12 protein-coding genes are annotated in these 14,875 nt (G+C 65.0%); 10 read left to right on the forward strand and 2 right to left on the reverse strand.

Annotated elements, in window-relative coordinates; translation table 11 throughout:
- Positions 1-80 precede the first annotated feature (80 nt).
- The 4 genes from ATE71_RS02910 to ATE71_RS02925 all read left to right on the forward strand — a co-directional run bounded on the left by ATE71_RS02910 (position 81) and on the right by ATE71_RS02925 (position 6,809).
- On the forward strand, positions 81-956 hold the full coding sequence (locus tag ATE71_RS02910) for a Ku protein (RefSeq protein ID WP_058801970.1): 876 nt from the start codon (positions 81-83) through the stop codon (positions 954-956).
- A complete protein-coding gene (locus tag ATE71_RS02915) occupies positions 956-1,453 on the forward strand; it encodes an MgtC/SapB family protein (RefSeq protein WP_058801928.1) in 498 nt (165 codons plus the stop codon). Before ATE71_RS02910 ends, ATE71_RS02915 begins: the two co-directional genes overlap by 1 nt.
- A complete protein-coding gene (gene ligD / locus ATE71_RS02920) occupies positions 1,440-3,944 on the forward strand; it encodes a DNA ligase D (RefSeq protein WP_058801929.1) in 2,505 nt (834 codons plus the stop codon). Before ATE71_RS02915 ends, ligD begins: the two co-directional genes overlap by 14 nt.
- Positions 3,945-4,136: 192 nt before the next feature.
- Positions 4,137-6,809 (forward strand): TonB-dependent receptor, encoded by a 2,673-nt coding sequence (locus tag ATE71_RS02925; RefSeq protein WP_235587880.1) that lies wholly within the window; start codon positions 4,137-4,139, stop codon positions 6,807-6,809.
- 18 nt (positions 6,810-6,827) lie between these two features.
- On the opposite strand, the gene ATE71_RS02930 is transcribed toward ATE71_RS02925, so the two are convergent.
- On the reverse strand, positions 6,828-7,688 hold the full coding sequence (locus ATE71_RS02930; protein WP_058801930.1) for a helix-turn-helix transcriptional regulator: 861 nt from the start codon (positions 7,686-7,688) through the stop codon (positions 6,828-6,830).
- Positions 7,689-7,809: 121 nt separating this feature from the next.
- Between ATE71_RS02930 and ATE71_RS02935 the strand changes: the two genes are divergently transcribed.
- The 3 genes from ATE71_RS02935 (at position 7,810) to ATE71_RS02945 (ending at position 10,153) form a co-directional block, all read left to right on the forward strand.
- On the forward strand, positions 7,810-8,583 hold the full coding sequence (locus ATE71_RS02935) for an SDR family oxidoreductase (protein ID WP_058801931.1): 774 nt from the start codon (positions 7,810-7,812) through the stop codon (positions 8,581-8,583).
- A gap of 128 nt (positions 8,584-8,711) precedes the next feature.
- Complete coding sequence (locus ATE71_RS02940) at positions 8,712-8,978, forward strand: hypothetical protein (RefSeq protein WP_058801932.1); 267 nt, start codon at positions 8,712-8,714, stop codon at positions 8,976-8,978.
- Positions 8,975-10,153 (forward strand): low temperature requirement protein A, encoded by a 1,179-nt coding sequence (locus tag ATE71_RS02945; protein ID WP_058801933.1) that lies wholly within the window; start codon positions 8,975-8,977, stop codon positions 10,151-10,153. The genes ATE71_RS02940 and ATE71_RS02945 overlap by 4 nt, the downstream gene beginning before the upstream one ends.
- A 27-nt stretch (positions 10,154-10,180) precedes the next feature.
- Here the strand turns inward: ATE71_RS02945 and ATE71_RS02950 are convergent, their stop codons facing one another.
- Complete coding sequence (locus ATE71_RS02950) at positions 10,181-12,517, reverse strand: TonB-dependent receptor (protein ID WP_082665041.1); 2,337 nt, start codon at positions 12,515-12,517, stop codon at positions 10,181-10,183.
- Positions 12,518-12,607: 90 nt separating this feature from the next.
- Between ATE71_RS02950 and ATE71_RS02955 the strand changes: the two genes are divergently transcribed.
- From ATE71_RS02955 to ATE71_RS23000, 3 genes are read left to right on the forward strand one after another with little or no spacing between them, the layout of a single operon-like run.
- Entirely contained in the window at positions 12,608-13,183 is a 576-nt protein-coding gene (locus ATE71_RS02955; protein ID WP_058801935.1) for a hypothetical protein, read from the forward strand.
- Complete coding sequence (locus ATE71_RS02960) at positions 13,180-14,697, forward strand: PepSY-associated TM helix domain-containing protein (RefSeq protein WP_082665042.1); 1,518 nt, start codon at positions 13,180-13,182, stop codon at positions 14,695-14,697. The genes ATE71_RS02955 and ATE71_RS02960 overlap by 4 nt, the downstream gene beginning before the upstream one ends.
- Entirely contained in the window at positions 14,694-14,819 is a 126-nt protein-coding gene (locus ATE71_RS23000) for a hypothetical protein (protein WP_268801403.1), read from the forward strand. Before ATE71_RS02960 ends, ATE71_RS23000 begins: the two co-directional genes overlap by 4 nt.
- The last annotated feature ends 56 nt before the right edge of the window (positions 14,820-14,875 follow it).

Consider the following 14,875-nt stretch of genomic DNA (forward strand, 5'->3'; position numbering starts at 1 on the left):
CCAATCCTGCCATAAGGAACCCCTCGCGGCGCCGAACATTTGGACTCCGACTCCGAATGGGGAAAGCGAAAGGGAGCGCCATGGCCGCACGCGCCTATTGGAAGGGACAGATCCGCCTCGCGCTGGTGTCGATCCCGGTCGAAATCTACGCCGCGACCAAATCGGGCGCCGCGATCAGCTTTCGCCAGATCCACGAACCGAGCGGCAAGCCGGTCAAATATGAAAAGGTCGTGCCCGGCATCGGGCCGATCGACACCGACGACATCGTCAAGGGCTATGAGATGTCGAAGGGCAATTATGTCCTGCTCGACGAGGAAGAGATCGAAGCGGTCAAGCTCGAAAGCAAGCGCACCCTGGAGTTGCTCCAGTTCGTCGACGCGGGCGACATCGACATCCTCTATTATGCCAAGCCCTATTATGTCGTCCCCGCCGACGAACTCGCCGAAGAGGCCTATGTCGTCCTGCGCGAAGCGCTGAAACGCACGAAGAAGGTCGGGCTCGGCCAGCTGTCGGTGCGCGGGCAGGAACAGCTCGTCGGGCTGCGTCCGTGCGGCAAGGGGCTCGTCCTCGAAGTGCTGCGCTACGCCGACGAGGTAAACAAGGCGGCCAATTATTTCCGCGATGTCGGAAATAGCAAACCCGACGCCGACCTGCTCGACCTCGCCGAAACGCTGATCGACAAGAAATCGGGCAAGTTCGACGCGTCGGATTATCACAATCATTATGTCGATGCGATCAAGCGCGTGATCGCCAAAAAGGCCAAAGCCAAGGGCAAACGCGTGCTCGAGGATGTCGAGGAACCCGGCCCGGTGAGCGGCGGATCGAACGTCATCGACCTGATGGCGGCGCTCAAGGCGTCAGTCGACGGCAAGAAAAAGGCGGCGGCAAGCAGGACGAAGACGACGCCCGCGAAAAAGGCCCCGGCGAAAAAGACCGCCGAGCGGAAGCGCGCCTGATGGAGCTCAACGCTGCGCTCTGGTGGGAAACGATCGACGTCCAGGTGCTGCTGCGCCTCGGCGTCGCGACGCTCGTCGGCCTGCTGCTCGGGCTCGACCGCGAGCTCAAGGGTTACGACGCCGGGCTTCGCACCCACGGGATGGTCGCGCTCAGTTCCTCGCTGATGACCATCGTTGCGATCGCGCTCTATCACCAGCTCGGCGGCGCCGATTCCTCGATCGACCCGCTCCGCGTGATCGAGGGCATGGCGGCAGCCATCGGCATCATCGCGGCAGGGTTGATCATCGTTAAGGGCGGCGAAGTGCGCAACCTCACCACCGCCGCGCATATCTGGCTGACCGCCGCGATCGGTATTGCGAGCGGCGCGGGCTATTTCGCCGTGGTGTTCATCGCCGCCGGGCTCGCGCTCATGCTGCTCATCCTGCTGCGCTTCGTCGAACGCTGGCTGCCCGAGGCAGAGGACGGCCCCAAGGAAGATGGGAATGCCCCGCGCTGACCCTCTCGCCCAATATAACGCCAAGCGCGATTTCAAACTGACTCCCGAGCCCGCAGGCAAGGTTCAGAAGGAAGGAGGCAACCGCTTCATCGTCCAGAAGCACGACGCGACGCGGCTGCATTACGACTTCCGGCTCGAGGTCGACGGGGTGCTCAAAAGCTGGGCGGTGACCAAGGGACCGAGCGCCGACCCCGCCGACAAGCGCCTCGCGATACGCACCGAAGACCATCCGATAAGCTATGCCGAGTTCGAGGGCGTGATTCCCAAGGGCGAATATGGTGGCGGCAGCGTGATGCTGTGGGACAAGGGCACATGGGCGCCGATCGAGGGCAAAAGCGCAAAGGATCTGGAGAAGGGCCATCTCCATTTCACTCTCGACGGCGAGCGAATGAAGGGCGAATGGCTGCTCGTCCGCATGAAACCGCGCCCCGGAGAGAAACGCGAAAACTGGCTGCTGCGGAAAGTCGACGATGCCTACGCCGGCGGCAGCGACGACCTCGTCGGGCGCCAGCTAACGAGCATCCTCACCGGCCGCACCATGGCCGAGATCGCGGGCGACGAGGGCGGCGAGCAATCGCTGAAGGGCGCGAAGGGCGCGGCCTTCACGAAAAAGATGCGGGCGGCCGCTACGCACAATCTTAAGGTTGCGAAAATCAAGTCCCGCGCCAAGCCACCGAAGTTCCGCCCGCTTCAACTCGCGACGCTCGTGGATGCGGTGCCATCGGGCAACGGCTGGTTCCACGAGATCAAATACGACGGCTACCGCGCCGAAATCGCCGCGTCGGGATCGGACGTGCGCGTCTACACACGGAACGGCCTCGACTGGACCGACAAATTCGCCCCGCTCGTCCGGCACATCGCCGCGCTCGACCTGCCGCCTTGCCTGATCGACGGCGAAATCGTCGCTTATGGCAAGGACGGCAATCCCGACTTCTCCTCGCTCCAGGCGGTGCTCAAACGCGGCCACGGCGCGCAGGACGACGCGACCGACCTTCACTTTTTCGCCTTCGACCTGCTCGAAGCGGACGGCAAGTCGCTCGCCAAACTCGGCAATCTCGAACGCAAGGAGAGGCTCGAGGCCCTTTTGCGTGACGCGAAGCCCCCGGTCGCGGTCGCCGACCATGTCATCGGCGCGGGCGAAAGGCTCTATGCCGCCATGTGCGGCGCCGGGCAGGAAGGCATCATCTCGAAGCGCGCCGACGCCGTTTACGTCGGCCGCCGCAACAAAAGCTGGGTGAAGGTCAAATGCACGCGGCGGCAGGAGTTCGTCATCGTCGGCTGGAACCCCTCGTCGGCGAAGGGCCGCCCCTTTGCCTCGCTCCTTCTTGCGCAGCGGGAGAAGGGCGAGCTCGTCTACAAGGGCAATGTCGGCACCGGCTTCGATACCGACACGATGGCCGCGCTCGCGAAGACATTCGCGCGGCTCGAACGCAAGACGCCGCCGCTCGATGTCGATATGGCCGCTGCGCGCAAGGCGCATTGGCTCAAGCCCGATCTTGTCGCCGAAATCGCCTTCGCCGAATTTACCGCGAGCGGTTCGGTCCGCCACGCGAGCTTTCTGGGCCTGCGCAGCGACAAGGAGGCCAAACAGGTGACCTCCGAAACCAAACAGCCCGCGCCCGAGCCCGCGAGCGATGTGACGATCAGCAGCCGCGATCGCATCATCTTCCCCGAAGCGAAGGCGACCAAGGGCGACCTTGCCGACTATTATGCCGCGATCGCCCCGCTGATGCTGCCGCACATGGCGCGCCGCCCGATCAGCCTCGTTCGCTGTCCGCAAGGACGCGCGAAGAAATGCTTTTTCCAGAAGCATGACTCGGGGAGCTTCGGCGAGCATGTCCACCACGTCCCGATCAAGGAGAAGGATGGGGGGCACGAGGATTATCTCTATGTCGAGGATGCCGACGGCATTCTCTCCTGCATCCAGATGGGGACGATCGAATTCCACGGCTGGGCCAGCCATGTCGACGCGCTCGAAAAGCCCGACCGCATGGTGTTCGACCTCGACCCCGACGAGGGGCTCGCCTTCGCCGATGTCAAGAAGGCCGCGCTCGATATCCGCCGCCAGCTCGCCGACATCGGGCTCGTCAGCTTCGCGATGCTGTCGGGCGGCAAGGGCGTGCATGTCGTCGTGCCGGTGGATCCGGGGCACAGCTGGGACGCGCACAAGGATTTTTCGAAACGCTTCGCCGAGGCGCTGAGCCTCGCCGAGCCCGACCGCTATGTCGCGACGATGAGCAAGGCAAAGCGCAAGGGCAAGATCTTCATCGACTGGCTGCGCAACCAGCGCGGCAGCACCGCGATCATGCCCTATTCTGTCCGCGCGCGCGAAAACGCCCCCGTCGCGGTGCCGGTCGGCTGGGATGCGCTGGGCGATATCGAAAAGGCGGGGCACTGGACGATCGGCGATGCCGATGCGCTGCTCGAACGCGCCGCCGACGCCGACCTCAAGGGTTGGGGCTTCGCAAACCAGCGCCTTCCCGACCATTGAGTCGCCCCCAAACTGGTTAGAACGCCAATAAGCATTTTGGCAGAACCAATATATTACCAAAAATAGCTATGCGGCAGCTTGAATGGGTCATATTTCGCGATGAAGCGAGATTGACCCTGAAATTGGTCCGTATAAATTCCGTTGTAAATCAGCAAATATAGCTGATTGGCATCCATGTGGAGGGAATTTGACATGACCAATATCCGATATTGGCTTGCTTCGGCGAGCATTGGTACGATGCTGCTGGCCGCTTCCGCCGCGCAGGCGCAGACCGACGCGCCCGCCGAAGACGCTGCAGCCGAGAGCGAAATCGTCGTCACTGGCATCCGCGGATCGCTGCGCGAAGCGATCGACGCCAAGCGCGACCTGTCGGTGATCGCCGATGTCGTCACCGCCGAGGATGTCGGCAAGTTCCCCGACAAGAATGTCGCCGAAGCGCTCCAGCGCGTCCCCGGCATCGTCGTCAACCGCGAGTTCGGCGAGGGCGAGCGCGTCTCGCTGCGCGGTACCGCGCCGAACCTCACCAAGACCCTCCTCAATGGCCACAGCGTCGCGACCGCCGACTGGTTCATCCTCGACCAGGTCGCCTCGACGCGCAGCTTCAACTATCTCACCCTGCCCGCCGAGATCATCGGCCGCCTCGAGGTTTACAAGAGCCCGCAGGCCGACGTCGAGGAAGGCGGCGTCGGCGGCACGATCAACGTCATCACGCGCAATCCGCTCGACCTCGATCCGCTCACCCTCTCGGCGTCGGTACAGGCGGCCTATTCGGACCTCTCGGGCAAGGTCGATCCGCAGGTGTCGGGGCTCGTCAGCTGGAAAAATGCCGATGAGACGTTCGGCGTGCTCGTCGGTGCGATCTACCAGAAGCGCCGCACGCGCCGCGACGGGCTCGAAATCTTCGGCTACCGCTCCTTCCCCGTCGGTGGCGGCGACGCGCTCGTCCCGACCTTGATCGGCTCGACCTTGTTCGAACAGGACCGCGAACGCTATGGGGCCAATATCGGCATCCAGTTCCGCCCGTCGGATCAGCTCGAAGTCAACATCACCGGTCTCTACTCGCGTTTCAACGCCGACAATTTCAACCAGAATTATATCGCGTGGGGCGAACAGGCGCTCGCCGGCGGCGGCACGATCAGCAATGCCGTGGTGCAGGACGGCGTCGCGGTGTCGGGGGACATCGCCTCGGCGAACGGCGGCACGACGGGCTTCGGCGTCGTTTACGACGCGATCGACCGGCAGGCGGTCGCCAAGACCGTCTCGGCCGATTTCGACCTCACCTACCGTCCGACCGACAGCCTCTCGGTCCATTTCAAGGCGGGCTGGACCAAGGCGAACGGCGACACGAGCAACGAGAATTTCATCGAATTCGCCGGCCCCGGCGCCTTCAGCTACGACCTCACCAGCGGCCGCCCCGAAGTCAGCTTCGCGAACCCCGATCCGCTCGATCCCGCCGGAATTCGCCCCGACTTCGGACGCATCCAGTCGGTCACCAACGACGATGAAGAGAAATATGTCTATTTCGACGTCGAGAAGGAGGTCGAATGGGGCCCGCTCACCGCGCTCAAATTCGGGCTCAAATATACCGACCACGACCGCGTCGCCGAACGCTTCGCTACCAACGGCGGCGTCTTCACGCCCGGGCTTCGCTGCAACGGCGCGCCGTGCACCTCGGCCGATTTCGCGACCGGCGGCGGCATGCCCGGCGACTTCCTCGATAATATCGCCGCTCCCGGCACGCTGCGCGATTACTGGCGTGTCGATCCCGCGAAGCTCCGCGCGATCTATGGCGCGTCGACGTCGCCGAGCAACGACCGCTTCCTCGTCCCCGGCAACGCCTATTCGATCAACGAAAAGGCATGGGGGGGCTATGGCCTCGCCAAATTCGGCGGCGACGGCTGGCGCGGCAATGTCGGCGTGCGCGTGATCGAAACCAAGCAGACTTCGAATGGCTTCATCATCGGCGGCACCGATCCCGAATTCACCAACCCGTTCGGCGGCTTCACCCCGTCGCGCGCGAAACGCTCCTACACCGACATCCTGCCGAGCGCGAACCTGTCGGTCGACCTGTCGGATCAGGTCGTGCTGCGCTTCGCGGCGGGCAAGACGGTGACGCGCCCCGACTTCGTCGACATCACCCCCGGCGTCGATCTCAACGGCACGCTGCTGACCGGGCGCGGCGGCGATCCGAACCTCGATCCCTACCGCGCCAACCAGTACGACCTGTCGATCGAATTCTATCCCGACCGCGAGACGATCGTCGCGCTCGCCGCCTTCTACAAGGATATCCAGTCGTATATCGTCAACACGACCTCGACCGAAATCCTGCCGAGCGTCTTCGTGCCGGGGTCAGAGCCCGCAGGCTGCGTCGCGGCGGGCGGCGCCAATCCGAACCTTTTCAACTGTCCCTATCAGATCAACCGGCGCAGCAACGGCGACGGCGGGCGCAACCAGGGCTTCGAATTCCAGGTGTCGCGCCCGATCTGGGGCGGTTTCGGCGCGGTGGTCAACTACACCTACTCCGACGCCAAGGCGAACAACGGCGATCCGATCCCGGGCAATTCGAAACATTCGCTCAACCTCACGGGCTATTTCGAAAACGACCTCGTCAGCGCGCGGCTGTCGTATAACTACCGGTCGAAATTCTTCATCGACATCGACCGCGCGGCGCCGCTCAACCAGGCCGCGCTCTCGTCGCTCGACGCGTCGGTCAGCATCAACATCACCGACAATGTCGCGCTCACCGCCGACGCGGTGAACCTGACAAACGAAAAGATAGAGCAATATTCGGGCACCCGCGACCGCCCGCGCGCGATCTATGACAACGGCCGTCAATTCTACGTCGGAGCGCGCCTGAAGTTCTGACGCACCGAGCCGCCCGCGCTATCGTGCTGCGGCACGGTAGCGCGACGGCGGCACCCCGAAGCGCCGCGCAAAGGCGGTCGCAAAATGGCTCGGCGAGGCAAAACCCGTCGCCAGCGCCACCTCGGTCACCGGCTCCGCGCCATGCCACAGCTGCCGCGCCGCCTCGTCGAGCCGCGCGCGCATCACATATTGCCAGGGCGACAGGCCGAAGGCGTCGTGAAAGGCATCGGTAAAGCGCCGGATATCCATGCCGACCAGCGCCGCGAGCGCGGCCAGACTATGCTCGCCGTCGAGTTGGCCGCGTACCGCATCGGCCAGCCGGTTGCGATCCGACGCCGACAGCGCCCGGTGGCGCGCCGCCCGCGCGCGATAGCCGTAGTGCGTTCCCAGGTGCCGCTCGAGCGCGTCGCCGACCTCGTGCGCCGCCATCCGCGCCAGATCGTCGTCCGACCGGCAAACAAGCTCGGCAAGGCGTGCGCCCGCGCGAAAGACGAAATCGTCGCGATGCTTCACGCGCGCCGCCATCGGCGCATCGGCGAGCAGCGCCGTCGGCACGCTCAGTTCGACGAACTCGGCACGGTCGCCCTGCGCCAGCGCGGCATAGCGGCACGCGGCCGGGATAATCCATATATCGCCGCGTGCCGGCATCACGGACCCTGAAGGTCCGACCGAAAATTCGCAATCCATCCGGTCGAGCCGCCCGCCGAGATGGACGACGACGACATGATGCGCTTCTTCAAAGGCCCAGTCGGTCGGCGAAGCCAGATTTTCGGTGGCGGCCAGCACACCCAGCCGACCGATCTGCGCCTGATGCCGGGCGACGACGTCGCGCCCCGATCGCGGCCGGATGCCATCCCAGACGGTTGCGGCTTCGGTCAATCACCCACCTTGCAAGCCCCCACGACTCGCCATGACGATTTCCCGAATCTGTGCCGGATTTTGAAAGCGGGCAAGGCGAAAGCGGCTTAGCCTTGGAAAAACAACAGCCAAGGAGACCAAAATGGCCGATCACAGCATCAAGGGTAAGACCGTCCTCATCGCCGGGGGCGGCAAGAATCTGGGCGGGCTGATCGCGCGCGACCTCGCGGCGCACGGCGCAAAGGCGATCGCGATCCATTACAACAGCCCCGCGTCGGCCGCCGAAACCGAAGCCACGCTCGCCGCGGTCCGCGCGGCGGGTTCCGAAGCCGTGGCATTCCAGGCCGACCTCACATCCGCCGCGGCCGTCGAAAAGCTGTTCGCCGACATGATCGCCGCGATCGGCCGCCCCGACATCGCGATCAACACCGTCGGCAAGGTGCTGAAAAAACCCTTCACCGACATCAGCGAGGGCGAATATGACGAAATGACCGCAGTCAATTCGAAAACCGCCTTCTTCTTCTTGAAAGAGGCGGGCAAGCATGTGAACGACAATGGCAAGGTCTGCACGCTCGTGACGTCGCTGCTCGGCGCCTACACCCCCTTCTACGCCGCTTATGCGGGGACCAAGGCGCCAGTTGAGCATTTCACCCGCGCCGCGTCGAAGGAGTTCGGCGCGCGCGGCATTTCGGTCACCGCGATCGGCCCCGGGCCGATGGACACGCCCTTCTTCTATCCCGCCGAAGAAGCCGACGCACAGGCCTATCATAAGTCGGCGGCGGCGCTCTCGGCCTTCACGAAGACCGGGCTCACCGACATCGAGGATATCGTGCCGTGGATCCGCATGCTCGTTTCGGACGGCTGGTGGATGACCGGCCAGACGATCCTCGTCAACGGCGGCTACACGACCAAATGACCCCTCCCCCGGCCGCCGCGACGCGGCCGGGACAGCCGGACGGACGGCGCGCCGCCGCGCCGTCCGTCCCTCTTTTCGCTGCGAACGCGCGGGATTAAGCCGGGGCGGATTTCGAAGGGGAAAATGTCATGCATATGCTGCTGGTCATCACAGGCGGCGCGGTGCTGCTCGGGCTGTTCCTGCTCTTCGGCCATTTGTGGGGCGGGACACGCCCCGACCTCGCGCTTGCGGCGAAATATTTCATCCCCGTCTGGTTGGCGGTCGCCTTGCTCAACATGTGGGTCGGGGTGACAAAGGCCGGCTATTCGGCGCGCGAGGAATTGCCGATCCTGTTCATCGTCTTCCTGATTCCCGCCGCCCTCGCCGCCGTTGCAATCTGGCGCTTCTCGCGATGACTCCGTTCCGCCGGTTGATCCTGCGCGACCGCAGCGGCCACCACGCGCGCGTGACCTTCGAAGAATTGTTCTTCGACCTCGTCTATGTTTTCGCGGTCACCCAGCTCAGCCATCTCTTGCTCCACCATTTGAGCCTGGTCGGCGCGGTCGAAACGCTGATCCTCTGGTTCGCGGTCTGGCTCGGCTGGCAATATACCTGCTGGGTCACCAACTGGTTCGACCCCGAACATCCGTGGATGCGCGGCCTTCTCTTCCTGCTGATGCTGTTCGCGCTCATCATGTCGGCCGCCATCCCCGATGCCTTTGGTAACCGGAGCCTCGTGTTTGCCGGCTGCTATGTGGCGCTTCAACTCGGCCGTACGCTCTTCATAGTCTTCGCGCTCGATCGATCGAATCCGCTGGCCGCCAATTATCTCCGCATGGCGGCATGGTTTGCCGTCTCGGCCTGTTTCTGGATCGCCGGGGCGCTGGCGGGACCCGAACAGAGGCTCGCGCTCTGGGGGATCGCGGTGATCCTCGAATATGTCGCGCCCATGACGGGCTTCGCGTTTCCGGGGCTCGGGCGATCGCGCACAAGCGAGTGGACGATCGAGGGCGGCCATCTCGCCGAGCGCTGCCAACTGTTCGTGATCCTCGCGCTCGGCGAGACGTTGATCGCGACCGGCGCGACGCTGGCGGAGGGCGCAACGTGGAATGCGCCGATCCTCTCGGCGCTCGGCGCAACCTTCCTCGGCACGCTCGCGCTCTGGTGGCTCTATTTCGGCACCTCGAGCAAGGACGCGACGGCAAAGATCACGACCTCGGACGATCCGGGACGTATCGGCGCCTGGTTCAACTATGTCCACGCGATCCTCGTCGCGGGTATCATCGTCTGTGCGGTCGGCAACGATCTCGCGATGGAGCTTCCCGACGGCCACGCAAAGCTGCCGCAAGTGCTGGTGATCGCAGCCGGGCCGACGCTCTATCTCGCGGGTAGCGCGATTTACCGCCGCGTCGTCCATGGCCGCATACCGGCCTCACACCTAGCCGGAATCGTCGCGGCGCTGGCGCTTGCGCCTGTCGGGCTTAATGCCAATCTGCTGGTTATGGGATGGTGCACGACGCTGCTTCTCGCGGCGGTCGCGGTCTGGGAACGCCTGGCGCGCCGGACGGCACCACCCGTCGGCGGGCGCTGACCGGCAACGGCGACAGCGCCCCGCCGGTCAGAACCGCCCTTCGAAGGTCAGCCCGATCATCCGCGGCTCGCCGAACAATGCCTGCATCCGGCCGCCATTCTCATATTGATAGTCGTAATATTCGTCGTCGAAGATATTGGTGGCGACCAGATAGGCGCCGAAATTTTCGTTGGCGTACCCGATCTTCGCGTTGACGAGCGTGCGGCCCGGCACGCCGCGGCCGCCGCTCTGGTCGCGGATGTCCTGGAACTGCGGGCCGCGATAATTGACGTTGAGGTTGGCATTGAAACCCGACGGGTCACGCCAGTCGAACCCCGCCGCCCATGTCCAGCGGGGCGCATTGGCAAATTCGAAGCCCGACAGGTCGAGCACCTGCCCGCCCGTCGTCTCGAAATCGAGGAATTTGCTGTTGGCATAGCCGACCGAGCCATAGATGTTGAGGCGATCGGTGACGTCGAAATCGCTTTCGACTTCGAAACCCCAGACACGCGAACTGCCTGCATTCTGCGTCTCATAATCATAGACATTGTCGGACAGCTGGACATAGACCTGCTGGTCCTTCCAGTCGATGTAGAAGGCGTTGGCGTTGAAGGTCAGCCGCCGGTCGAACCATTGGGTGCGCAGCGACAGCTCGTAATTCCACGTATATTCGGGATCGTAGACATGCGTCGTCGCGCGCCCGGGATTGACCGCGCTGCCGCCCGAGCGATAGCCGCGCTGGACGATGGCGCTCAATGTCTTGTCGGGCGCGATCTCCCACGACACCCCGCCCTTGGGCAGGAACGCCTTGTAAGTGGTCGTCGATTCGGGGCCGACGCTGTTCGCATCGGCGACCGTCTGGAGCAGCAGCGCGTTGATCTGCTGGAGGATCAGCCCCAGCGTCGGGTCGGGCGCGGCGGCCGGGTCGGGCAGCACCGTATTGAGCACGACGACATTGTCGTTCGCGACCTTCTGCCGCTCATGGTCGTAGCGGAAGCCCACGAGCAGCTTGAGCCCCGGCGCGACCTCGAGGCTCGCGTCGCCGAACAGCGCCATCGTTTCGATATCGACCGCATAGCGCTGGTCCGACGAGATGAAGACGCGCGGCGGGTAATAGCTGCGCGCGAGCTGCGCGAGCCCCAGCGCCTGGTCGGCCGGCAGCCCGAACTGGCTCTGGAGCAGCGCCGCGACCTGCGGCGTCAGCCCCAGATCGACATCGGGATCGAGGCTGAACGTACTGTTCGAATCGGACCGCGGATTCTTCAGCCGCGAATAATAGCCGCCGACCAGCCCCTGCAGCGGGCCGGTATCGAAGTTCAGCCGTACCTCCTGGCTGAAAATCTTCTGGTCGGTCGCGAAGTCGCCATAGGCCTCGTCCTCGGGACGCAATTCGCCGTCATAGGTCGAAAAGGTCTTGAGGTGGTTGTACGTGCTCACCGACGACAAGGTGAAGATATTGCCGAGCGGCAGCGACAGGTCGGCGGTGAACAGGTCGGTGCTCGTCCGCGTGAAGGTCGGTCGGTTGGCCTCGACATGACGGTTGCTCCACGCGCCTGGAACGTCGCTGAACACATAGCCGCGCCCATCATTGCCGTAATGGCGATCATAGAGGTAGGCGAGCTTGACCTGAAGCCCGTCGGCACCCGCCGGGGTGAACAGCAATTTGGCGCGCACCACCTCGCTGTCCGTCTTCGCATAATGACCGCCGGTCAGCTGGTTCTTGATCAACCCGTCCCCGCGAGCCAGTTCGCCCGCGACGCGGAACGCGAGCACATCGTCGATAATCGGCCCGCCGATCGCAGCGGCAAGGCGATATTCGCCGTCGGCGTCGGTGATCATCGCGCGCGCCTTGCCGCGCCAGTCGAAGCTGGGGTCGGTGGTCTTGAGGATGATCGCGCCCGCGAGCGCGTTGCGCCCCTGTAGAGTCGACTGCGGCCCGCGCAAGATTTCCGCCTGCTCGAGATCCCACAGGTCGAGCGGTCCGCCCCCTGCCGCCTCGGTCGGCAAAGGCGACCCGTCGAGATAGATGGTCGCAAGATTGCCGAAGCCGTAGCCCGAGACATTCTTGTTCGAAATGCCGCGGATATTAAAACCCGATTCGGCAAAGGTCGACGACAGGTTCGCGGTGCGGTCGATCAGATCGTAGACGCTGACCAGATTCTGCCGGTCGATCTCTTCGGCCGTGAACACCTTCACGCTCTCGGGCGTGTCCTGCAACGAGCGGTCGAACTTCATGCCGGTGACGACGATCTCGCTGTGCTCGCCCGCAGCGCCCGCTTCGGCACCGGCGGCCGTCGCCGCCGCCATTGCGGTCTCTTGGCCATGAACGGGCATCGCCGCGCCCGCGAGCATCAGGGCCAGTACCGGCCGGAAATTCTTCGTCATTGTCTTTAGCTCCCCGCTTCGCTAACGAGGGGCCGCTATTGCTATTGCGAATGCGAGTCAATAGTGTGTCTGAACGCGTAAGGGGGACATATGGAAGACACGCCGGCGCTTTTGCCGTCGCTGCTGATCGCCGTCGCGGCGGGCGCGGGCGCATGGCTGCTCCGCCGCTCGTGGCAGGCGAGGCAGCGGCAGACCGGGCTCGTCGCCCTCGGCTGGCTGCTCATCGTCGCCGCTACGATCCTCCCCGCCTGGCTCCTCGGCCCCGCACGCGGCCCCTTCGTCGCGCTCGCGATCGTCCCCGTCGCCGCGCTTGCCGTCGTCGCCGCGAACTACACCGTCCGCCAGGCGAAAGCGCGCGCCGAGCGCGAAAGCCTCGCCCCCGAACCCTCCGATCGCGCGACGACCAAAGGCCGCGAGACCTTGCGCTGGCTGCTCGCGGGCCCGATCGGCATGATCGCCGCGATGGGCGTCGGCATCGCCTGGGCCGCGCTTGTCCCCGGCGAACAGCAGACGCGGCTCGTCGTCGGCGGGCTCCTCGTCCCCCTGATCTGGGGCGGCTGCATGGCATGGACGCTCGCCGACAACCGCATCCTCCGCGCGACCGCCGTGCTCACCGGCGTCGCGATTATCAGCTTTACCGCCGCCATCGTGAAGGGCTTCGCATGACCGCCGCTCCCGCCCCGAAGCCCACGAAGAAAAAGGATCTGATGGGGCGCATCCCCGCGGGCTTCGTTCGCGCGGTGCTCCGCGGCCACAGCAGCCTCGGCCTCGCCTTCGCCGCGCTCATCTACCTCATCTGCCTGTCGGGCAGCATCGCGGTCTTTGCGCATGAGTTCCAGCGCTGGGAAAGCGCCGCCGGCCCGCACCTCGCGACCGCCAGCCCCGACGCGGTGCAGACCGCCTTCGCTGGCGCGATCGCCGCGGGCGGCCCCGGGGTCGAGCATGTCTATATCACGCTTCCCTCGCCCGACTTCCCGCGCCTCCTCCTCCACGTCGATGCCGACACCGACCGCGAATTTCTCGCCGACGCGGCGGGCAAGATCGCCGCCGGACAGGATTTCGCGTGGACCGAGTTCATCACGCGCCTCCACATCAACCTCCACCTCCCCATCACCTGGGGCGTCTTCCTCGTCGGGCTGATTGGCGTCGCGCTCCTGTCCTCGCTCGTCTCGGGCATCCTCGCGCACCCGCGTATCTTCCGCGACGCCTTCCACCTCCGGCTCGGCGGGTCGAAGCGGCTGCAGGAGGCCGATCTCCACAACCGGCTCGGTGTATGGGCGCTGCCCTTTCACATCATCATCTCGCTCACCGGCGCTTTCCTCGGCCTCACGACGATCATCGTCGGGGTGCTCGGCATGGCGATGTTCAACGGCGATGCGAACAAGGTCTATGCGCTCTTCTTCCCGCCGCCGCCAGTTGACGACCCGCGCCCCGCGCCGGTGCTCGACCTCAAGCCCATGTTCGCCAAGCTGCCGCAGGACGGCGGCCGCATCACCTATATCTTTACCGAGCATCCGACCGAGCAAGGCGGCGCCGCGCTGTTCAACGTCAAGCAGCCCGACCGCATGGCAGGCACCGACAGCTATGCCTTCCGCCGCGATGCGAGCCTCTACAATGTGCAAAAGGCGGCCGACAATAATCTCGGCGAAGATTTGCTCGGCGGCATGGGCCAGCTCCATTTCGGCTGGTTCGGCGGCGGGATCGTCAAGATCATCTATTTCGCGCTCGGGCTCGGTCTCACCTATCTCGCCGCGAGCGGGGTCAACATCTGGCTCGCGCGGCGCCGCGACAGAGGCCGCCCGGCACCGCGATGGGAACGCGCCTGGGCCGCGACCGTATGGGGCCAGCCCGCAGGCTTTGCCGCCGCCACCGTCGCCGCCATCGCGACCGCAAGCGCGCCCGCCGCGATTGGCACATGGCTCGCCGTCAGCCTCCTCTTTTTCGCCGCCGCGATCCGCCTCGCCGCGCCGAGTCTCGCGCGCGTCGGCCGCATCGCGACTGCCACGCTGACCCTGCTCGCGGTCGCGGTTCACCTGGCGCTGCGCGAAGGCCTCGCCGCCGCCGACCCGATGGCATGGATCGTCAACCTCGTGCTGGTCGCGGGCAGCGTGCTTCTGCTCGTGCCCAGCCTTCGCGCGCGCAGCCGCCCGGCCGAATCGACAGCGGCCGCGACGATATGATCATTCCCCGTGCGAACCCGCCGGGCGCCCGTGAAGCCTCGCTCGAAAGCGGCGATGATCTGGTCGCCGCAGCGAGCGCCGGCCTCTCGCCCCTGCGCGCGCCGCGATCATGGGGAGATTGAGCGGCCGCGAAAGTCCATGGTCACCCGACCTCCCGCCATTCTCCCACCCCCAAATC

The sequence above is a fragment of the Sphingopyxis sp. H115 genome, from assembly GCF_001468465.1.
In the GTDB taxonomy this organism is placed as follows: Bacteria; Pseudomonadota; Alphaproteobacteria; order Sphingomonadales; family Sphingomonadaceae; genus Sphingopyxis.